This window comes from Blautia sp. MSK17_66 (assembly GCF_020538025.1).
Lineage (GTDB): Bacteria > Bacillota > Clostridia > Lachnospirales > Lachnospiraceae > Blautia_A.
In genome coordinates this window covers 1-20,932 of record NZ_JAJBNQ010000038.1, presented here as the reverse complement: position 1 = coordinate 20,932, position 20,932 = coordinate 1, and the positions used below count along the sequence as shown (strand labels likewise).

The 20,932-nt window shown below is 38.3% G+C and carries 27 protein-coding genes and 1 pseudogene; 26 read left to right on the top strand and 2 right to left on the bottom strand.

The annotated features are described in order from the left end of the window. Positions 1-45 precede the first annotated feature (45 nt). From LIR34_RS18145 to LIR34_RS16470, 7 genes and pseudogenes are all read left to right on the top strand, one after another. Positions 46-1,653 (top strand): annotated as a pseudogene (locus tag LIR34_RS18145) (SpaA isopeptide-forming pilin-related protein); the annotation flags it as partial. A gap of 68 nt (positions 1,654-1,721) precedes the next feature. Continuing rightward, on the top strand, positions 1,722-2,507 hold the full coding sequence (gene srtB, locus LIR34_RS16495) for a class B sortase (protein ID WP_059085779.1): 786 nt from the start codon (positions 1,722-1,724) through the stop codon (positions 2,505-2,507). Positions 2,508-2,636: 129 nt separating this feature from the next. After that, positions 2,637-2,801 carry a hypothetical protein gene (locus LIR34_RS16490; protein WP_173903310.1) on the top strand — a complete coding sequence of 55 codons (165 nt, stop codon included), beginning with the start codon at positions 2,637-2,639 and terminating at the stop codon, positions 2,799-2,801. A gap of 117 nt (positions 2,802-2,918) precedes the next feature. Further along, a complete protein-coding gene (locus LIR34_RS16485; protein WP_173903309.1) occupies positions 2,919-3,809 on the top strand; it encodes a hypothetical protein in 891 nt (296 codons plus the stop codon). 132 nt (positions 3,810-3,941) lie between these two features. Next, positions 3,942-4,331 carry a BlaI/MecI/CopY family transcriptional regulator gene (locus LIR34_RS16480; protein ID WP_059085781.1) on the top strand — a complete coding sequence of 130 codons (390 nt, stop codon included), beginning with the start codon at positions 3,942-3,944 and terminating at the stop codon, positions 4,329-4,331. 6 nt (positions 4,332-4,337) lie between these two features. Beyond that, positions 4,338-6,086 (top strand): M56 family metallopeptidase, encoded by a 1,749-nt coding sequence (locus LIR34_RS16475; RefSeq protein ID WP_015542764.1) that lies wholly within the window; start codon positions 4,338-4,340, stop codon positions 6,084-6,086. Positions 6,087-6,143: 57 nt separating this feature from the next. After that, positions 6,144-7,010: a DUF2971 domain-containing protein gene (locus LIR34_RS16470; protein ID WP_055056206.1), complete on the top strand. Its 867-nt coding sequence runs from the start codon at positions 6,144-6,146 to the stop codon at positions 7,008-7,010. Positions 7,011-7,284: 274 nt separating this feature from the next. Here LIR34_RS16470 and LIR34_RS16465 read toward each other — a convergent pair whose 3' ends face one another. Together LIR34_RS16465 and LIR34_RS16460 are read right to left on the bottom strand one after the other, a co-directional pair. Continuing rightward, positions 7,285-8,727, bottom strand: coding sequence for a hypothetical protein (locus LIR34_RS16465; RefSeq protein ID WP_173903308.1), 1,443 nt, complete (start codon positions 8,725-8,727; stop codon positions 7,285-7,287). After that, positions 8,724-9,203, bottom strand: a complete 480-nt coding sequence (locus LIR34_RS16460) for a sigma-70 family RNA polymerase sigma factor (RefSeq protein ID WP_055056121.1) — start codon at positions 9,201-9,203, stop codon at positions 8,724-8,726. Before LIR34_RS16460 ends, LIR34_RS16465 begins: the two co-directional genes overlap by 4 nt. A 308-nt stretch (positions 9,204-9,511) precedes the next feature. Here LIR34_RS16460 and LIR34_RS16455 point away from each other — a divergent pair, with 308 nt between their 5' ends. The 19 genes from LIR34_RS16455 to LIR34_RS18015 form a co-directional block, all read left to right on the top strand. Beyond that, positions 9,512-9,679 carry a hypothetical protein gene (locus LIR34_RS16455; protein ID WP_242859014.1) on the top strand — a complete coding sequence of 56 codons (168 nt, stop codon included), beginning with the start codon at positions 9,512-9,514 and terminating at the stop codon, positions 9,677-9,679. 30 nt (positions 9,680-9,709) lie between these two features. Then, positions 9,710-10,234, top strand: a complete 525-nt coding sequence (locus LIR34_RS16450; protein WP_244092358.1) for a hypothetical protein — start codon at positions 9,710-9,712, stop codon at positions 10,232-10,234. Between the two features lie 245 nt (positions 10,235-10,479). Then, positions 10,480-10,812 (top strand): DUF3784 domain-containing protein, encoded by a 333-nt coding sequence (locus LIR34_RS16445; RefSeq protein ID WP_055056119.1) that lies wholly within the window; start codon positions 10,480-10,482, stop codon positions 10,810-10,812. Between the two features lie 100 nt (positions 10,813-10,912). Beyond that, complete coding sequence (locus LIR34_RS16440; protein ID WP_055056118.1) at positions 10,913-11,116, top strand: PF20097 family protein; 204 nt, start codon at positions 10,913-10,915, stop codon at positions 11,114-11,116. Positions 11,117-11,201: 85 nt separating this feature from the next. After that, complete coding sequence (locus LIR34_RS16435; protein ID WP_055056117.1) at positions 11,202-12,179, top strand: hypothetical protein; 978 nt, start codon at positions 11,202-11,204, stop codon at positions 12,177-12,179. Between the two features lie 58 nt (positions 12,180-12,237). Continuing rightward, on the top strand, positions 12,238-12,426 hold the full coding sequence (locus tag LIR34_RS16430) for a hypothetical protein (RefSeq protein ID WP_055056116.1): 189 nt from the start codon (positions 12,238-12,240) through the stop codon (positions 12,424-12,426). A gap of 59 nt (positions 12,427-12,485) precedes the next feature. Next, positions 12,486-12,818 carry a DUF1648 domain-containing protein gene (locus tag LIR34_RS16425; protein ID WP_173903307.1) on the top strand — a complete coding sequence of 111 codons (333 nt, stop codon included), beginning with the start codon at positions 12,486-12,488 and terminating at the stop codon, positions 12,816-12,818. A gap of 92 nt (positions 12,819-12,910) precedes the next feature. After that, complete coding sequence (locus tag LIR34_RS16420) at positions 12,911-13,291, top strand: DUF4825 domain-containing protein (RefSeq protein ID WP_055056114.1); 381 nt, start codon at positions 12,911-12,913, stop codon at positions 13,289-13,291. A gap of 80 nt (positions 13,292-13,371) precedes the next feature. Beyond that, complete coding sequence (locus tag LIR34_RS16415; RefSeq protein ID WP_055056113.1) at positions 13,372-13,566, top strand: zinc ribbon domain-containing protein; 195 nt, start codon at positions 13,372-13,374, stop codon at positions 13,564-13,566. A gap of 61 nt (positions 13,567-13,627) precedes the next feature. Next, entirely contained in the window at positions 13,628-14,107 is a 480-nt protein-coding gene (locus tag LIR34_RS16410; RefSeq protein WP_059085791.1) for a hypothetical protein, read from the top strand. A gap of 25 nt (positions 14,108-14,132) precedes the next feature. Continuing rightward, complete coding sequence (locus LIR34_RS18140) at positions 14,133-14,231, top strand: hypothetical protein (protein WP_158565314.1); 99 nt, start codon at positions 14,133-14,135, stop codon at positions 14,229-14,231. A gap of 608 nt (positions 14,232-14,839) precedes the next feature. Next, a complete protein-coding gene (locus LIR34_RS16400; protein WP_059085792.1) occupies positions 14,840-15,190 on the top strand; it encodes a DUF2500 domain-containing protein in 351 nt (116 codons plus the stop codon). Next, a complete protein-coding gene (galT, locus tag LIR34_RS16395; RefSeq protein ID WP_118037294.1) occupies positions 15,184-16,674 on the top strand; it encodes a UDP-glucose--hexose-1-phosphate uridylyltransferase in 1,491 nt (496 codons plus the stop codon). Before LIR34_RS16400 ends, galT begins: the two co-directional genes overlap by 7 nt. Positions 16,675-17,013: 339 nt before the next feature. Continuing rightward, entirely contained in the window at positions 17,014-17,592 is a 579-nt protein-coding gene (locus tag LIR34_RS16390) for an energy-coupling factor ABC transporter ATP-binding protein (RefSeq protein WP_235812414.1), read from the top strand. Positions 17,593-17,652: 60 nt separating this feature from the next. Continuing rightward, positions 17,653-19,101, top strand: a complete 1,449-nt coding sequence (locus LIR34_RS16385) for a L,D-transpeptidase family protein (protein WP_118037293.1) — start codon at positions 17,653-17,655, stop codon at positions 19,099-19,101. Positions 19,102-19,145: 44 nt separating this feature from the next. Then, positions 19,146-19,397: a hypothetical protein gene (locus tag LIR34_RS16380; RefSeq protein ID WP_235812351.1), complete on the top strand. Its 252-nt coding sequence runs from the start codon at positions 19,146-19,148 to the stop codon at positions 19,395-19,397. 59 nt (positions 19,398-19,456) lie between these two features. After that, complete coding sequence (locus tag LIR34_RS16375; RefSeq protein WP_059085795.1) at positions 19,457-19,807, top strand: DUF2116 family Zn-ribbon domain-containing protein; 351 nt, start codon at positions 19,457-19,459, stop codon at positions 19,805-19,807. 63 nt (positions 19,808-19,870) lie between these two features. Next, positions 19,871-20,062: a DUF6019 family protein gene (locus LIR34_RS16370; protein WP_059085796.1), complete on the top strand. Its 192-nt coding sequence runs from the start codon at positions 19,871-19,873 to the stop codon at positions 20,060-20,062. Between the two features lie 698 nt (positions 20,063-20,760). Then, positions 20,761-20,932 (top strand): helix-turn-helix domain-containing protein (locus LIR34_RS18015; protein ID WP_173903306.1); only part of this gene is annotated, 172 nt, incomplete at its 3' end.

The window sequence follows — 20,932 nt, the reverse complement described above, 5'->3', positions numbered from 1 at the left end:
ATCCCGCATAAAATCAAGGTATATTAGAATGTAGAATTTACTTTTTCATTCAAGCATGTAACCTTCAATGTTTACGCGGCAGAAGCCATCCGTGCAGCAGACGGGGTAAGTGCAGATTATTATGCGGCAGATGAACTGGTCGGCTCCATTACAACAGATGGAAATGGTATCGCCCAGATGGATAACCTCCCGCTTGGACGTTATTACATCGTGGAAAAAGAGACCGCACATGGCTACGTTCTGGATAATGAACCAAGATATGTGGATCTTACATACCGTGACCAGGATACACCTCTGGTTACTTATAGTGCCGACTGGCAGAATGCGCGCCAGAGGGTACAGGTGGAAGTCCTGAAAAAAGAAAAGGACAGTGACAAAGTACTTTCCGGGGCAATCTTTGGCCTCTATGCAGCAGACGACATCGTATCTTCAAAAGGAAAAGTACTCCTTGCGAAAGACACTCTGATCGAACTGAAGACCACAGATGAGGATGGAAAGATCCAGTTTGTTGCAGATCTCCCGATTGACAGCAGGTACTACATTAAGGAACTTGCCGCCCCGGATGGCTATGTGACAGACCAGGAACCGCAGGAATTCACTTTTGAGTACCAGGGCAGTGGAACCAGTGTTGCAGAGTATGCGTTCACCTTTGAAGATGAACAGACTACGGTAGAACTTTCCAAAGCAGACCTGACGGACAAAAAAGAACTTCCGGGAGCATCCTTAAAGGTAACAGATGAGGATGGAAATACGGTGGATGAATGGGTATCCAAAGAGGAAGCACATATCATCAAGGGCCTTATCGTAGGAAAGAAATACAAGATGACAGAAACAAAGCCGGCAGATGGTTATGTGACTGCGGAAAGTATTGAATTTACCGTCGAAAACACAAAAGAAGTACAGAAACACCAGATGCTTGATGATGTGACCAAAGTGGAAATCAGCAAGAAAGACATTACGGATTCCAGTGAGGTACCGGGAGCAAAACTGATCATCCTGGATAAAGATGGAAAGAAAGTTGAAAGCTGGACGTCCACGGATAAACCGCATATGGTCGAAAAACTTCCGGTAGGCGAATATACCCTTCGTGAAGAGCAGGCTCCGGATGGATACCTCATTGCGGAAGATGTGAAATTTACGGTAAAAGATACCGGAAAAGTCCAGAAAGTCAAAATGAAGGACGCACATCCATATGGAAAACTGGTCATCAAAAAGACCGATTCCACCAGTAAGGCAGCCCTTTCAGGAGCAGAATTTGAACTGCGTGAAAAGGAAAGCGGAAAAGTCGTAGAAAAACTGGTAACGGATAAGACCGGAACAGCGACAAGCGGCAAGCTTCCGATTGCTACTTATAAAAATGGAAAAGTAGAGAAAACCGTGGAATATATCCTGGTAGAGACCAAAGCACCAAATGGTTATGAATTAAGCAGCAAAAAAGAAGAGATCCGCTTTGAATACAAAGACGGAAAAACCAAGGTGATCGAGATCGTAAAAGAGATCAAAAACACCAAATCCCCTTCCGGTAGCACACCGACAGGAAACAGCCCGAAAACAGGGGACAGCACCAACATCTGGCTTCCGATCCTTCTGGCAGTCCTTTCTGCCTGCGGCATTGGCGGCGTGATCTGGTATAAGAAGAAAAAAGGAAATTAAGGAATACGGTTCAGGGCTGCTCGATTTACCGGCAGCCCTTTTTCCAGGAAGAATAATCGGAGGTTTGTATGAGATACATAAAAGAAATCATGATCGTGGCAGTCTGCCTGATGGTACTCAGTTTTTGCGTATGTACCGGTTTTGGCATTTACTTTATGTACCGGGAAGGTGTGCAGGAATATGAAGACCTGCGTACATACGTCAAGGAAACAGATGAGGATGACCACACAGAAGGAACAGACGGAAGCGATGGGAAACAGACCGTGGTTGATTTTAAGGCATTAAAAAAGATCAATCCGGATATCGTTGCATGGATCCGGATCCCAGATACCAGCATTGATTACCCGGTAGTTCAGGGAAACGATGACTCCTATTACCTGACACATACTTTTAAGAAGACAGAACATGTGGCAGGGGCCATTTTCCTGGATTCCGATAACAATGCCGATTTTTCTGATGACAAGAACATCATTTATGGTCACAATATGAAAGATGGCAGCATGTTCCGCGGACTTCGAAATTTCCTTGGCGATAAATTTTTAAAAGAACACCATATCCTCTATCTGTATCTTCCGGATGAAGGGGTATGGATCTTTGTGATCGTAAAATGCGAGTATACACCGGCAGATGGAGATGCTTTTTTACTTGGAACGCAGGAAGAAGTCCCGACGCTTCTGCTTTCCACCTGTGGAACAGATGCCTCCAAACGTCTGGTCATATGGTGTGAAAGGCAGGAAGAGAAAGGTGGGCAGATAGAATATTCTGACGAGGAAGCAGAAGTACAGGAAGCTACGGATGATCTTGCTTTCTTAGATGGGGAGTTTGTAGAAAACGAAACCCATGATTTTATTTAAATGTTTGCAGAAATTTAATGGATAATTTCTAAAAAATATAACATTTTAATTTTCAGGTCTTTCTGGATGGACAGGAACAATAATAGTCTATCCGGGAGGGCCTTTTTTTTATTGCAAGAATGGCGTAAAATGGCACTTTTGATGGAAATACGATTGCAGAAAAATGAAAAAAGAAATATTAGTTCTGACTATCATGTCCAGTATGCCGCAAATCATTTGGAGAAGGCGAAGGACGTGTTTATGAAAGCGATGAAGATCCTCTGGATTTATATAGCCCAGTGGAAGGAAAAATAGAAATTAAACTGAGATGATAAAAAAATATAGAAAAAAGAATTGACAATTGTATTCTACAGTTGTAGAATACAATTAACTTCTACAGATGTAGAAAATAAAATTCTAGGAGAATCCACGATGAAGACAAAATTTATGACACTTATGACGGTAGCAACACTTGGGATTTTTTCAGCTGCAACGGTTATGGCAGCAGGAAATAACGATTTCTATACACAGCCGCCGGCTGGATCTGAATGGGAAAAAGCAGATACGGAAGGTACCTATGCAAGCTATACGAACGGAAATGATTATGTAAATATCTATAAATATTCACTGGAGGATGTCAAAACAGGGATTGCCAAATGCAATGACACATACGATGCCTGCTATCAGACAATTTATTCAGAGGGAAACAGCCTGTATATGGCAGTGGGATATGCAAAAGATGCAGATGACATCAGTGACGTCAGAAAATTTGTAGAATATATTTCTTATCCTGGAAATCCTTCACTTACCAGACAGGAGAACGAAAACCAGACCGATGATTCTGATAAGGCAACTACAGATACTGCCAGTCAGAAGTCAGGAGGAGATTCCGATTCCTCCGATACAGAAGAAAATGCTTCTGCAAAATCCTCGGACAGCAATGATGATTCCGATATCCTTTCTACCTCACCAATGACATTAGTTGACAGTGATGGAAATACCATTGAGATTAATTACATTCTTCACAAAGATTATTCTTGTGAATATCGTGGAGATGATGGAATGAACTATACCGATAATGGGGATGAGACTTATACCGACGAAAATGGAAATACCTACTCAGCTCTGAATGATGATACTCATCATCTGGGACATACGTTGGAACAGCATGACCTTCAGGATGCAAACGGTAATACTGTGACGGTTACGGAAACTACAAATGGTGATTATTATTTCCAGGACGAAAATGGTACAGGATTTACGGACAATGGAGACGGGACATGGAGTGATGAAAATGGCAGCAGTTATACAGAAATAGACTGATAGTGGTCAGTAGCTGCAGGAATGGCAAGGGCATTTGCAAATTGTGCAAAAGCCCTTGCCATTTCCGTGAACCGTGGTAAAATAGAGTTATTCCTACATTTGTAGAAAATATGTAACAGGAGGTATGAAAAAGTGAAAAAAACTTACCAGAGACTTCCGGAATCAGAGCTGGATATTATGCTCGTTCTTTGGAATAATACTCCGCCGATGACCAGACCGGAGATTGAGAAAGTGATCACTATGAAGAAAAAACTTGCATCAACAACAATTTTGTCATTGCTGACCAGATTGGAGAACAAAAATTTCGTGGAAGTGACGAAACAGGGAAAAATGAATCTGTATACACCCCTGGTTTCGCAGTCAGATTATCAGGCACATGAAAGCCAGAGTGTTCTTGAGAAACTTTATGGGAATTCACTAAAAAAGTTTGTAACTTCACTTTATCATGGAAAGAAGATCAGCTCGGAAGAAGTCCAGGATCTCAGTGAATTTCTTAAGAACCTGGAGGACAGGGAGGAATAGCGAATTATGGAGGTTTTCATTCTACACATTCTGAAACTGAATGTTATTGCAGCAGTAGTAATTTTACTGGTAAAAGTGCTTGCGACTCTGTTTAAAGGACGTGTATCAGCGAGATGGAAGTACCTTATCTGGCTGTTGATTACGATAAGCCTTTGTGTTCCGGTGCGCCTTCCGGCGAATCTGGCACTGGTGGATTTCAAAGTACTTAGAAGCAGTCAACAGAATACGCAAAGCCCGAAGATAACGGATTACGCAGTCAGACCAGAGGAAAGTCAGAAGATAACAGAAAACGTATCATCTGCGAGCAAAGACATGAAAAATCTGACAGAAATCCCGGAACAAAAGAGAACTGTCAGGTACGAATCAGATAAATGGCTGGGAATTGTGGCTTTGATTTTTGCTGCTGTCTGGCTGAGCGTAGCGGTACTTAAACTGACGGGAGAATTGCTGGCATATTATTTTTCTATAAGGAATCTGGAACGGATGAGTCTGCAGGTAAGTGATACGGTGAGTATTCAGATGTACCGTGCAGCGTGTCAAAAGAAGCACGTACGCAGAATACCGGAACTCAGGCAAAACGCAGGTCTTACCACACCGCTTCTTGCAGGACTTTTACATACAAAATTGTATCTACCAGCAACCGGGTATTCAGCAGAAGAAAGAAAACTTATCTTTTACCATGAACTTACACATTATTGCCATCGGGATCTCTGGTATAAGATGCTCCTTCGAATCTGTGCATCGATATACTGGTTCAATCCCTTTCTTCTTATCATGCTGAAAGAAGCGGATAAGGATATTGAGAATCTGTGTGATACAGCAGTTGTTCGCAGAGTTAATAAAAAGGAACATAAATTATATCGACAGCTGCTTCTCAGGACAGTAGCCATGGAAAATCAGATTCCATATGTGACAGCAAGTCTTAATGACAGCGAAATGGTGTTTAAAGATCGGATTCTGTATATGGTGAACATTCGGAAACTCCGCAAAGGAATTCTTCCGGGAATTCTTGTGACGCTGCTGCTTGCAGGCGGTAATCTGGTATTTAATGTCTCTGCCGGGACAGATACAGTTTCAGTAGAGACGGAGAAGTCTGGTATTGAAAAAAATGCAGATCCAGAGAAAAATAATGTACCGGATTATGCACCATTTTCTGAAATGGTAACTATGCAGAAAGCTGCTGAAACCCAGGACGAAGGAGGAGTGACAGAGAATACAGATACAGAGGATTCTGTAGACGAAGAGGAAAAAGCAGATGCGGAAACAAACGATGAACCTGCCATGGAAAACAGCGGACAGGTAAGTGAAACGACCGATGATGGAATTACCTCTGACAACAACGGGTCTGTTTCATCTTATGAAAATCTGCCAGCAGGCGTACCATATACCAGTGGATTCAGTACTACTTCCGGTGTAGCATCAATTGTAGCACCGGGTGGAGGAGATGAAGAATCCAGAGTTCTTTACGATAACGGAGATGGGACCTATTCTGATTATTATGGGAGCCGATACAGTTATCAGGGAGATGGAAACTGGGCAGATGCCAATGGAAATTCATATCGTACCTGGAATGACGAAGGTTATCATTTCGGAAACCAACTGGAACAGCATGAACTCCAGGGCAGTAACGGTACTGTTAATGTAATAGAAACAACAAACGGAGATTATTATTATTGTGACGCAGATGGGGTCGGATACACAGACAATGGTGACGGTACCTGGACGGATGAGAATGGGAACATCTATACAGAATAAAGGATTTGTCCGATCGATGCATATTCAAATGATATTATTTCAGAAGAGGTATTGTATATGACCTACAATTTAGTAGAAATTCAGAAAAGACAGGAATCTACTGACAAATTTGTTCAGAAAGTTGGTAAAACTTTATGGCATTACACTTCTTTTCCAGCCTTGGATGGAATTTTAAGGAAAAAAGAGATTTGGTTTGGCAGCGCAACGAATGTGAATGATGCAAAAGAAGTGATTGGGTTTATTGATAACCTGAAGCAGAACATTGAGAACGGTCTTACCCAAAATAATATAAAACCCAAATGTGATGTTGATAAAATATTTAAAGAAATATATGACAGAACATCGCAAAAACACCTTTTTATGTTCTGTTTGTCACAGGCATTAGACGATGCAGCTCAATGGGACCGCTATGCCGATTATGGACGTGGTGTTGCAATAGAATTCAATACCGAAGCATTGCACAACTTGTTATATTATCATGGGATGATCATTGGCGAACAGTATTATACTCAGGAGACCAGGGATCATGAATTATACAAATTATTGTCTTCATATATTTCCACTGGAATTCTGGAAGGATTTTCCAACTTAGATGGATTCATTGATAATTTAGCATTATGTGCCCTTATTCACAAACATCCTACATTTACTGCTGAAAAGGAAATCCGAATCGCACCATATTTTGTAACGGACAACGATTCTCATATCGAATACAAAACATTCAATATAATAAAAGAGTTCTACATTTTAGATTTACAAAAAGTCTTAGAAACAGAAAATATGCACAGGGAAGATATTATCAATTCAATTATTATCGGACCACGTTCATCCCAGAATCCAAAAGATTTGGAAAACTACTGCAGACATCTTGGATTGCATAAACTGGCTCAAAATATAAAAGTATCTGATTGTCCATTGCGTTAATAGATAAGAGGTTCCACTTACAGTGTGGAATCTCTTTTTCTGTCGAAACTCATCTATCGATTTTTGTTGTTGTCGGTTGCTTCATATAGTACACTGTCGTTATAATTATTAACCGGCAATGGAAAGAATGAGGAAATCGTATTGGATACCACAGATTACACTTCATGTGCAGAGATTGAAGAAGCAAAGAAAGCGTTTTTCGAAACCAAAAGGAATCGAAAAACGCTTTTTCATATATGACATATAAAAAAATGGAATCATAAACGATAGCATATTATTTGCGAATATCTACCAGTCCCTTTTTCAGTATATATTCCGAGAACTCATATGAAGCTCCGTCTCCAGTCACATTCAGATACAGATTTTTGAGGTCACTTTCATTTACGATCCAGGCCATGTTCAGTTGTACACTTTCGCCTGGTTTTATAGAGGAAATATAGTTTCCACCGTTGCCATAATTTTCAGAGACACTATAATATACCATTTCTCCAGTCTTTGCCACGCCGGTCCAACTAATGTAGTCATAACCATCGCCGGCCTGTTCTGTTGAAATGTAAAGCTGTACTTTTCCATTTTCTTTAGTCAGGGTCAGTAAAGCACCAAGATAAAGCATATGGTCGATTTCCTCATTTGAATGATTGGTATAGGTAACTGTAACATAGACCAGTTTCTGATTCACTTCCTCTGACTTCACAATTTCATCCAGGGAATCGATTCCGTCGCCAGATTTCACATAATTCAATGTGTTTGTAGCTAGCTTTCCATCAGCATCAATGGCTTTCGCCCATTCTTGTGGTATTTTGTCCGGATCGAGAAGCTGAAGATCATCAGAAATTTGAACAGAATCTACCTTTACAGAAATCGTTTTTTCCAGATATTCACCATTTGTGTTTTCACCAATCACATCCAGATCAAAGGTGTCACCAATTTGGTAAATGGGTAGTTTTTTCTCATTTACAGAAGTACTTATTTCATCATTATCATCTTCTGTCTTTTCAGATATCATCTCTCCGCTCCATGTAGGTAATCCGGCGGTCTTTACCATAGTCGTGTTTCCCTCAATCACCAGATTTTCTGCAACTTTTATGGCTTCATCCTTTGACACATCATCTCCGATGTAGATCATAAGCACACGATATAAATCCGGGCAGATAATATAAATTCTCTGGTTAAGAGCCCCGTTTTCGGTAATGCTATTATATTTGAGATATATCCCCTGGTATTTTCCAAATGTACGCTCTTCACTATCAATAACATTCTGATCCTGTACTACCTGTCCCAGATCATTTTTATCCAACAGGACAAATGAAAAACTGAACCCGCCAGTCATGTCATGCTCAGGATATTGGAGATGGTACTCGTCAATCCAGCTCATGCCCTCCGGAACATATTTAGTAGACAGATCTACCTCTGGGACCTCATCTGGAAGTACGGTCTTCTTTGCTGCATCACCAGCATCAATTTTGACTGAAACACCATAAGAACCCTGTTTTTCCAAAAACCAGTGATACAGATTTACTCCTGCATATACTGCCGTGGAAACTGCCAGCACACACGCAGCTGCCACTGCGGCAACTTTCGGAGCTGTCCATCGTTTTCTTCTTCGCAGATTCGCCACTTTATTATCCGCCAGCTGCTTTGCCACCTCATTTTGAATCATATTATGGATAAAATCCGGTGTTTCGGGAATATCGTTTTTCATATCTTCTAATCTCATATTGACACCTCCTGTAATTCCTGCCTTAATTTTCCTCTTGCCCTTGCAAGTCTCTTTTGAACGGCACCTTCCGATATTTCAAGGATCTGGGCGATTTCTTTTACACTGAAATCTTCTATATAGTATAGAATAACGGGTAAACGCAGTTCCTCTTTTAAGGAATTTACGGCTGTATATAATTCACTGTAATTCTTTGTTTTTTCTAATTCCGGTTCCTGTCTGTCAGCTAGATTTTCCAATGGGATAAATTTACTGGATTTACGCACAAGACTGTAACATTCGTTGATTAAGATACGGATTAACCAGGTCCGGGCATAGTTATCGTTTTTTAATGTACCGACGTTGGAAAAAGCCTTCACAATTGTTTCCTGAATAGCATCTGCACAGTCATAGTCACTAAATAAAATTGTTTTTGCAGTTGAGTATAATTGTCTTTCTGAATCTAGGATCAGAGATCCAAGTTGTTCCTTTGTCATTTAAACACCACCTCTTTTTTTGCCAGCCAGCATTTTCTTTACATCTATTAGACGTGCAGAAATCAAAAATATCCCTAATAATTTATTCTTTTTCTTATAAATGGACAAGTTCGTGGTTTTGCACAAAAAAATGTCTACTTTCAATAGTATTCCATAATGAATGAGATAACTACCAAAAAGATTAATCATTTGTTGGACATTCTTTCGCTCTCCGATGTGAAAAAGAAAAAAATCTCCAATCTGTCAAGCGGATTGAGGGCAAGGTTTGGAACTGCATAATTCCGACCTCAAAGCTGCCGGAATGTGAAATGCGGCTGCGCATTATCAATCAGCGAGGCGAAGATCACAATCAGGTTTCTATTCGTTATCTGTCCGAACACTTGGAAATTGATGAATCTGTTACAACGGAACCACGATTGGAAGATCTGTATCTGTGGTTGTTTCCGCAGACAGATTTGGAAAAGGAGGACAGATAATATGCGACCCCGGATAGGATCAAATCGGCTTTGGAAACTTATCAAAGCTGCGGTCGAGAATATGGGCCGGTCGAGGAAGATGGCTTTCATCTGGCTGTATATATTGAAAAAATCGTCCCGATCCGTTCCTTACTGAACGGTCTGTCCGAAGCGTTTGCTGATCCATTAACAGACATTGGTGCTGATTTAATGGATATTGACCCGAATGACATTAACGGAGCCTATTATGAAAAGTGCGCAAAACATTTACAGGATGTCATGCGGAACGAGCAAAGAGAAAACGAAACCGCACAGCAGAAAGCTCTTGAAAAATATTCAGAACTTGATACGCCATTTTATCTTCATTCTGGAATTTCTAAAGATGCCTTTGATTATATTGAGTTTTATATTTTGTTCCTTGCTATTTTGTGCGTGGCAATCGCAGTACCTACTTTCGCTGGAGAATATCAAACGGGCGGTGACAGCATCCTGCGAACCACCGAATACGGGCGTAAACAATTAGCAATTACCAAGATTCTGGCGGCATTTACACTTTGCGTTTACACAAACCTATGATGAATTTTACGGAAATATTGTAGCTAATAGCATTGTTTATGCGTTGAAAATATCTGAAAAATTGATGATAGTAGAAATATAATATTAAAATAAAAAATTGTTTTACTATAGAGAAATATATAGTATAATACAACCATAAGAAGTGATAAAAAAATAACAAGTTGACCTAGCCAAACATAATAAGTTTTACTGTTGTGTTTGGCTTTTTTTATTTGATAGCCAGAGCGGGAAGTGAGGTGTCTGCAATGCTAATTTGTGTTATCTTTGATTTGGGAATGGCAGTGATTATGTTTTTATTCGGAATCTGCTTTGTAAAATCAAATGGAAAGGCCGCTGCATTTTTGTCTGGCTATAATATGAAATCTAAGGAAGAACGAAAACAGTATGATGAAAAAGAAATGTGCAGAGTATATGGAAATCGGATGATGTGGATGGCACTGCCATTTGTAGCCGGGGCAGCCATAGATTTATTATACAGTGGAATCGGGTGTCTGGCAGCGTGTGTAATATGGACCGTTCAATTTGTTTTATTGATGAAAGAACGTATGAAACGAGAAAAAATAGAAAAGAACATTTAGGCAAAAATTATATGCGAAAGAAGATATACAAGCTATCCAGGAACAGGATAATTCTCGGGAACAAGAGGAACTTTAATTACTTAAAGGAGATGACGTGAATATGAGATGTCCATATTGTGAAGGAAAAATGCGAAAGGGTCAGTTGCATGCGGTTGGTGCAGGGGCAGGACTGGAGTGGAAAGAAGGCTCTGAGAGTTTGCGGTTAAATACGGATCCAGAGTTGGCAGCAAGGATATCTGGAGACCGCATAGCTGCCTATAATTGTGATTTTTGCAGAAAGATTATTGTCCCTTACGAATATTGAGATTTTCAATTCTTTGAAAAATATGCTTTAAGTAGAGATGGGAACCAATTGAATTCGAATACGATTAATTGCGAGGAATCAGGCGATGAAGATAAAACGTGGAGATATTTACTATATAGAGTTGTATCTGGAACCTGGAAAAATTTCTGACCACAATAAAAGAAGCAATGGAACATTGTCATTTACCGGAGTGGAACTAATGGATGCTATTGTGTCAGCTGGGATGCCAGATATATATTTGAACAAGGCGAACAAAAGAAATCGTAAAGAGGAGATATATTTCAAAATTAAATTGTTTGAAACATATGTTGCTTTATTGCCAAACGGAGAACTTTTATTCGATCCTGCAAGAAAAGTCTATTTGGATAGTACAGAAATTGGTGCAATTAATTATTGGATTGGAATGATACTTATCACTGTACTGGGAAAGAAAAAATATGGTTATGAGTATATGGTTCACTTATCGATGATATCAAACTTTAGTTCACATCCACGCATAAAAAAACATCGATTTTTTTCAGTTAATGGCAAAACTACATACAAATCACCGGATCTAATAGCAATAAACAATTCGAACCGTTATTATGGTGTTTTCGAATCAAAAGGTTATAGCGCTTATGATTCAAATGCTATGGAACGTGGTTATATTCAAGCAAAATCAATAGATAAGATAAATGGAAAACCTCCAAAAAATTCTTTAGTTGTAATGACCGTAACAGGAAAGAGAATAGAGATAACGGAAAAAGACCCAGAGGGTGGAATGGAACAGATTGAAGTCAATTTAAGTTTCCTGCAAATATATCATTATTTGCCGATTGTTGAGTTGATTGTGGAATTAGGCCCAGAGGAACAGGAAGACTGGACATTTGGTTCTCTCGTATATGAGGAAGAAAAGTATTCTATTGGAATTCCTACGGTTTTGTATAAGGAACTTCTGCCAATAGCAGAAGGTAAGGAAGAAAATTTACTGGATGAGTTTCTTGAAAAAATTTCTTCTAAGGAAACATATTTATTAGATATCGTTCCGGATGAGGCAAGGCAGCATATTCTTCATGTAAAATAGAAATATGGAACCTTAAATCTTTATCAACAAATTAATGTAGATGTGGGAGGAAAGGGATATGAAAAAAGAATATAAGGTACTTATTTGTATTCTGGCTTTGATATTCAGCATAGGTGCGACTTGCATAGGTTTTGGATTGATTGGGAGCTCTTCTATGAAATTTGGAATGAAATATGTGTGTGATTTCGTTTTTCTGATGCAAACAATAGCTACATGCTGGGTTGTTATAGAATTGCTCAAAAAGTAAGCTTATTAGAGGGCTTTGAGTAAGTACCAGTATCTGACATATGAGAGGAAGGCACTGTTATGGATGGTATAAGCAGCAGGAAATTAACATGGGGAATTTGCATCGTTGGAATTGCGATTGCAATAATAAGTTTCTTTTTCTTACCGGAGATTATTCCCGTTCACTTTGCTGGAAATGGAGCAGCAGATGACTTTGGCAATAAGATGGAAATTTTTTTAATGCCGATACTTCTTCTGACAGTTACGGTCTTGAGTGGTATAAAAAGTGTAAAGTATGTTCTGATGCATTCGAAAACTTGGCTAACAGTTGGTCAATATAACCTGATGATTGATTGTGTTTTAGGAATTATTTTGATTGCAGAAATTTTTATGATTTATGCTTCGTTTGTTTAAAGGCTGATCTATAAATAAAGAAGCAAATATATGGCAGTTTCTGGTTCATTGGGCAGGCTGTTTTATATCAAAGTGTGAAGAGGAGCTGGTTCATGATGAAAAAAGTAATTCCAATTATTTTATTTACGGTATCAGCAATATTGCTTTCTGCATGTGGCAGAAAAGAAGAACTGTACGAGATTCCTGATTTGTCACAGTACAAGACAGATTATGTAGGAGATTCTTCGAATGTTATAAATATTGTAAGTGGGCAAGAGTATCCGGAAGGATATTCTTATGATAGCATACAGATACAGTCTGAAACGAAGCCTTATGGATTAACAGTATTTCTAAAAGTTGAGCCGTCTGCAGTTAAGATTGAAGATGAATTGCAAGTTAATGCGGATATGACATTTGATTTGATTGGTAATTTGGAAACACTTGATTATAAAATAGCGGATAGCAAGGAAATCATTGCATCGTATGAACGGTAGATCATTCAGTGGTTAATATTTTGTCTGCTATTATGTAGTAAGAAAAATAGGAAAGCGAAATATATATTTGGAGGACAGCAATGAGAAAATGCGAAAAGTGTGGAACAGTCATGAGAGCGGATTTAAGACTTAAAGTTAATGGCGGTGGCTATGGGATCGTTGTAGATGTAGATGAAAAACAAAAAACGACAACTATAGATGATGTTAAAGTTGCAGTCTGTCCAGAGTGTGGACATACAGAAATGTATTTAGAGGATTTAACTAAATTGAAGTAAAATTAGATATGATTGAAACAGGATAAAAAATTTTGATGGAATGCTTGTGGAGAAAATAAATATGAAAAAACTTAATTATACAGAAGATTTATTGAGAGTTATCTTCTTTTGGATAGGAACATTCTTTCTTGTTTCCGGTATCTTAAGTTTTCTTGGGATATTAAAACCAGCAGTAAACTCAGGTATTCAGAATCCAGATATGTTGGGAACTGTGTTTTCTATAACGGGGGTGCTTTTGTGTATAATAAGTGCTGCTCTTGGAATTTATACTGCAAAGCTTGATAAATTACATTTACAATTAATCGAAAATGGTACAAAAGTGAAGGGCTTGGTAGAAAAAGTATATTTGCAAAAATACACAAGATATAGAAGACAGATTCCATACAGGATTCTATATAGTTTTACATATCATGATAAAGTGTATTATCATAAAAGCCGTTTGGTATGGGAAAAGCCGGATCTTAAGAAAGGCGACTTGATTACCGTATATGTAAATAATCTTGGTAAATCAACAGTTTATAATTGCAATGAAGCGGTCTGATATCTAGCCTCTATATTTCGGAAAAATACTGCACGATTTGTGGTTTACAGAAGAGCAGCTTCAAAGAATGCTGAGGATGAAAAATGCAAATCCATCAGATGTATGGAAATTCAGAGATTATTAATTGGACAAATTGAAAGCTGAAAGGAAAACTGCCTATCCGTTTTCAGCATTGGCGGATCCGTCTGCTAATAAGTGGTTTAAAAATCAAAAAACGTGGTAAGAGTATTTTCATAATTCTGTTCAATTTTGTCTATGTTTTCGAGAATCCTGTTCATGTACAAATGCAACTAAATTAGAGTATAATAAGGGAAACCATTGAAACTGGGTTTCCGTAAAGGACATTCCTGTGATGGCAGGAATGTCCTTTACATATAGCGGTAAATTCTGAAGTAGTTGGCATAGAAGTTCATGAGGTAGTTGACGTATGCTTTAAATCTTTTCATTTCGTTTTCCTCCTTTCTTTATCTTACAAGCACATTATAATATCAGAAGACGTCTATTACTTGCCAAATGGGAAGAAAAAGTAGACAAAACTTGCAGGAGATTAATTGGAATGTACTGGTAAGAGCATCACAGACATTTGCCTGGATGCAGGAGTTGAGAGCCAAAGGACATTTAACTGGGTATCTCGTGAAAGATATAAAGTAACGTCAAGGGAATACCGGAATTTTTATCGTGAACAACATATAAGTCAGACCCAGGATGAAATATCTGGAATGGAGAAATAGGATGGCATTTATAATCTGTGTAGCAGCACTCATAATCATGATGTTTGTATTTACCCAAATGTTGTTAAGTTTCAGCAATAATAGTAGTGCGGCAGTTGAATCTGTTGATGCGACTGTAGTTGAAAAGAAGCAAGGAATCTATACCCATATGCAGTCTGAAGCACATGTACCTTGGTTTCGCGTTGTATTTGAGATGACAGATGGAAGTTTGATGGAATTTCAAATGCAACAGGGAGATTTTCGTGAATTGGAAAAAGGCGATCGAGGTATGCTGACTTATCAGGGAAATCGGTATATATGTTACCAAAAATATAAATTTAAAAGTGAAGCACAGGAGGAAGAAAAATGTTAAGTGAAAGCATTGCAAAACTGGTACAGTATGGGATTACAACAGGTCTGACACCGGAATGTGAAAGAAACTACACAACAAATCTTCTGCTGGATGTTTTTCATGAAGATGATTATGAAAAACCGGACAACATTGAGGAACCTGTTAATCTTGAAGAAACATTGGACGAATTGCTGGATGAAGCCGTAAAAAGAGGTCTGATTGAGGACAGTATTGTATACCGGGATTTATTTGATACCAGATTGATGAACTGTCTGATGCCACGTCCGGGTCAGGTACAAAAAGAATTCTGGGACAAATATGCAGAAAGCCCGAAGAAAGCTACTGATTATTTTTATAAGCTGAGTCAGGACAGCAATTATATCCGCAGGTATCGTGTAGAGAAGGATCAAAAGTGGAAGGTAGACAGTCCATACGGTGAGATTGATATTACCATCAATTTGTCCAAACCGGAAAAAGATCCAAAAGCAATTGCCGCGGCAAGGAATGTAAAATCCGGAAGTTATCCGAAATGTCTTCTTTGCCCGGAAAATGAAGGATATGCGGGACGTGTTAATCATCCGGCAAGGCAGAACCACAGAATTATTCCGATCACAATCAATGATACTCCTTGGGGATTCCAGTATTCTCCGTATGTGTATTACAATGAGCATTGCATTGTGTTTAACTGCCAGCATACTCCAATGAAAATCGAGAGAAATGCATTCATTAAACTGTTTGATTTTGTAAAACTGTTTCCGCATTATTTCCTTGGATCTAATGCAGACCTGCCGATCGTAGGTGGTTCGATCCTAAGCCATGATCATTTCCAGGGTGGACATTATACATTTGCAATGGCAAAAGCACCAATTGAGCAGCACGTGGTACTTCCGGGATTTGAAGATGTAGAGGCTGGAATTGTAAAATGGCCATTATCTGTGCTTCGTATTCGACATAAAGATTTCAACCGTTTGGTAGATCTGGCAACACATGTGCTGGAAGTATGGAGAGGCTATACCGATGAAAAAGCATTTATTTATGCTGAGACCAATGGAGAACCACATAATACAATTACACCAATTGCACGTAAAGTAGGTGATACCTACGAACTGGATCTGACATTAAGGAACAACATCACAACAGAAGAACATCCGCTGGGAGTGTACCATCCGCATGCAGAATATCATCATATTAAGAAAGAAAATATCGGTCTGATCGAAGTTATGGGACTTGCAGTTCTTCCGGCCAGATTAAAAGGTGAGATGGAACTTTTGGAAGAGTATATTCTCGAAGGCAAAGATATTTCTTCAAATGAACAGATTGAGAAACATGCAGAGTGGGTTAAGAAGTTTCTTCCGAAATATCCGGAAATCACAAAAGAAAACATCCATGGCATTTTTCAGAAAGAGATTGGAATCGTATTTACCCATGTTCTGGAAGATGCAGGAGTATACAAATGTACGACCGAGGGAAGAGAAGCATTCATGCGTTTTCTTGAAACATTATAAAAACTGAAATAAAAGGATTCTTTGGGAAATGGGAGGTAAGTGAAACCTCCCATTTTTTTAGGGCAGCTACTCTTAAGAAGCATGGATCGGGCAGTTGCATTATACGAAAGTATGGAATTGCGGGGATTCCATGGGGAATTTTATTATGCAGAGAAAGCATATAACAAACTTGCATCCTGGGGATATGTGATTTTCTGGGTATCAGTATTTATTTTGATGAGAACATGCTCAGTCACAGTGCTGCTGGGAAGAATGTTTGTATAGAAAGTGTAGACGAAAATAATAAAATTTGAAAATGTAGTATTTGGATATGGAGAAGAGAAAAATGCCTTGAATTATGTGTCTTTCCATATCAGTAAAGGAGAACAGGTGGGGCTGATCGGAGCCAATGGTGCAGGGAAGTCTACGCTAATGAAGGCAATGCTGGGACTGATCCCTGCAAAGGGAAAGATCACTGTTGATGAAACAGAAGTAAATCAGGAAAATTCAAGTAGAATCCGGCAATGCCTGAGGTATGTGTTTCAGGATTCTGATAATCAGATGTTTATGCCGACGGTTTATGAAGATATGATATTTGGACCATTAAATTATGGTAAGAGCAGAAAAGAAGCAGATCAGCTTGCCAGGGAGGCCTTGGAAGAACTGGACCTTATACATTTGAAAGACCGCCAGAATTATAAGATGTCAGGTGGCGAAAAGAGAATAGCTGCCATAGCCACCATCCTTGCAATGAACCCAAAGGTAATGCTGATGGACGAACCATCAACAGCATTAGACCCAAAGAACCGGAGACGGCTGATACGGATCCTCGCAGAAAAGAGCAGCGTAAAATGTTTTGTAGAAATCAGCTTACTGTTTGTAAAAGAAAATGTTTTTTCCAGCAGCCCTGGTTATTTTTTATTAAATCGGAGATATTAAAATCAGACGATTTAAAAAATATGTCTGAATGCTGTTTATCGTTAAAAACAGGGGGCATGGATGGGAAAAAGAAAAGAGATAACCGGTAAGGATAATGGAAAGCAAAAAATGTGGACAATAATCACTGTCATCATAGTGTTCTTTGCTATGGCTGGCTATGCAGGAATGTCTTATTACTATTCAGACAGATTTTTTCGGGGAACAACGATCAATGGAATTAACTGTTCTGGAAAAACATCGGAAGAGGCAGAACAGGCGGTTGCTAAAAAAGCAGAGGATTATCTGCTGGAAGTAAAGGCAAGAAATCTGAAATCACAGAGTATCAATGGAAAATTGATCGGATATCGTTATGTTTCGGATGGCAGTATTTCCCAATATCTGGATGAACAAAAACCATATAAATGGGTTCGGGGATTTTGGAAAAAACAAAATTATACAGCCAAGGAAAACATGACCTATGATAAAGTGAAGTTAAAAGAACAGCTGGAAAAACTGGAATGTGTAAAAAAAGAGAATCAGACAGCACCAGAAGATGCATATGTAGCTTATAAAGATTCGAAGTTTGAAATCGTACCGGAAACAGAAGGGAATACCCTGGATTTCAATGGAGCTTATCAGGCACTGTCAGAAGCGGTTGCTAGCAAAAAAAGAACGATTGACCTGAATAGCTGTCCGGCTGTTTATGTAAAAGCGGCAGTACTGAAAGATGATCCAGATCTTAAAAATTCATTGGAAGAATGCCAAAATCTGATTCGGACCAAAATCGTATATATATTTGGAGAAGAAACGGTAACATTGGAGGGAGACGAGATCAGAAAATGGCTTATTTTTGATGAGAGAGGACGGCTGCAAAAAAATGAGGATGAACTGAGACAGTGTGTGGCAGAATATGTGGCACAGCTGGCTGCCACACATGATACCGTAAATACAGAGAGGGAATTTTGTACAACAAGCGGACGTACTGTTCAGGTGTATAGTTCCGTTTATGGATGGAAGATCGATCAGGAAAAAGAAATAGAAACCATTATGCAGGAAATGATTGCAGGAGTACAGATAAGCCGGGAACCGGTATACGCTATGCGGGCAAATGCACGGGGAATGAATGATATAGGCAGCACGTATATTGAAGTGGACCTGTCTGCACAGCATTTATATTACTATCAGGATGGTTCTATCATTTTGGAATCGGATATTGTGTCAGGAGATATGCAGTATGCAAAACGGCAGACACCACCGGGAATTTTTCAACTGTATTACAAGAAAAGTCCATCTGTGCTGAAAGGAAAGATGCTGGAAAATGGGAAATATGAATATGAAAGACCAGTAACTTACTGGATGCCTTTTAATGGGGGGATTGGATTTCATGATGCTTCATGGCAGCCATACTTTGGAGGAAATCGTTTCCGAGAAGGTGGTGGATCCCATGGATGCATTAATCTTCCGGCGGACAAAGCGGCAGAACTTTATAATAGGATAGACGAAAGTGTGCCGATTGTCTGTTTTTATTAAAAATGGGCAGGATATATAGTTTTATATAGAGGTTTGTTTATAAAATGGAAGATCTTAAATGGTCTTCTGTTTTTTTTATAATTATCAGCAATAATTTCATGGAAGAAAAGTGTGTATGTTCCGTCCAGATATGGAAAGAAGTCTTTGACCATTTTGACCGGGAACCGAAAAAAATCGAGATAAATGAGATTTATTCGATTGATGAAGATGCAAAGGAAACCTTGCAGGAGAAGATCAAGAGGATGCTGGTTACAGAAGCAAAACGAATGGTAGTGTATAAAATTAGGTGGATGTAATTGAGAAAAAAATATGATATCATGTTAGTAACAAAACGGAAATTATGGAGGAATAGAGTGTGAAAAAATGCAAATATTGTGGCAAAAAACTCAATGATAATTTTGAATTTTGTAACAGTAAATGTGAAAATTATTATGAAAAGATGATGGATAAAGACAGCCATAAAATCAAGTATTTTACATTAGGCATTATTTTGGGATTCTTAGTTATGTTTTATGGCATTATTTCTAACAATAATGTCTTTATAATAGGAATTGGGATTGTAGTAATGGGTATAGATGTTGTTTTATTGCCATTTACAACTCCTGAAACAATTAATTTTCTAGGATATCAAAAGTCAAAATTCGCAGGAAGAATATCAGGCATATTGATTATAGCAGTTGGAGTATGGATGTGTTTTATTCAATGATAAATCCCAGCCTGCAAAATTGAAAATAAATTGAAAGTTACGAAATCGGAGGAGTTAATGATTATGTGGAATGAATTAGGTTTAAGCGGGGGAACCGCAATTATTATTTTGATTGCGCTGTATTTCGTCATCAAATGGGCAGTGAAAAATGGAATCAAAGAAGCCTACAGTGCCATTACTGGAAAGAAAACGGAAGAAGATGTCAGAAACGAAAAAGAATTGAAAGAACTCGGATTTGAGTTAGAAGATAAATAAAAGTTTATAGAGATGATGAAAGCATAATAGAATTAGCTGGCATATGGGAGTGATCGAATGAGTTGGTTAAATATATAGTACGAAAGTAATTTGAGAAAAAATGATAAAAGGGATGGGATGAAAGCTCTTGCAGTTTACTGCTTAATCATGTGCAGTGCTTTCTGTCAGGGCTGGCTTTATACAACAAATATAAATGTTATTGTGCTGAATTTATCACAGATATGGATCCCTTTGATTTTGACTGCTGGCTTCTTTTTATTTTTTTACTGTAGCAAAGAGAACATTAGAAGTATTATTCAGAGGGTACATACAAACAAGATTATTTGGACTCATAAACAGTCAGTGGATAGTTGGAATAATCAATTCTGTTCTTTTTGCTTCTTGTCCAAAGAGAAAGAAAAGGTAGATTAGAAAGTGTTTTTTACAGGCAGGTGATTAGATGAATGATCAATTCTTACAAGGAGTATTATTCGATTGGAATAGAATTGATAACGATAGTTATTTAACAAAATATAACAAGAATTCTCCTTCCTCTATAGGTGGGAGATGAATTGTAGATCTGAGCATAAATGCTCAAAAGAATTTTATAAACAAAAAAAGAAAACACTTGTTCGCGTGTTGGAATTGTATTATAATAATAAAAAGAGAACATATTGTTCAAAAAACGATGATTGAAATCATTCATATGTAGGAATAAGGTGAGAAAAATAAATCGGGCAGTAAAAATAAGAATCTATCCAAATGCAGAACAACGTGTGCAAATAGATAAAACAATCGGTTGCAGTCGCTTCATCTATAATTGTATGCTTGCTGACAAAATGGAACATTATAAAAAAGAAAAAAAGATGTTAAGGAACACACCAGCCAGTT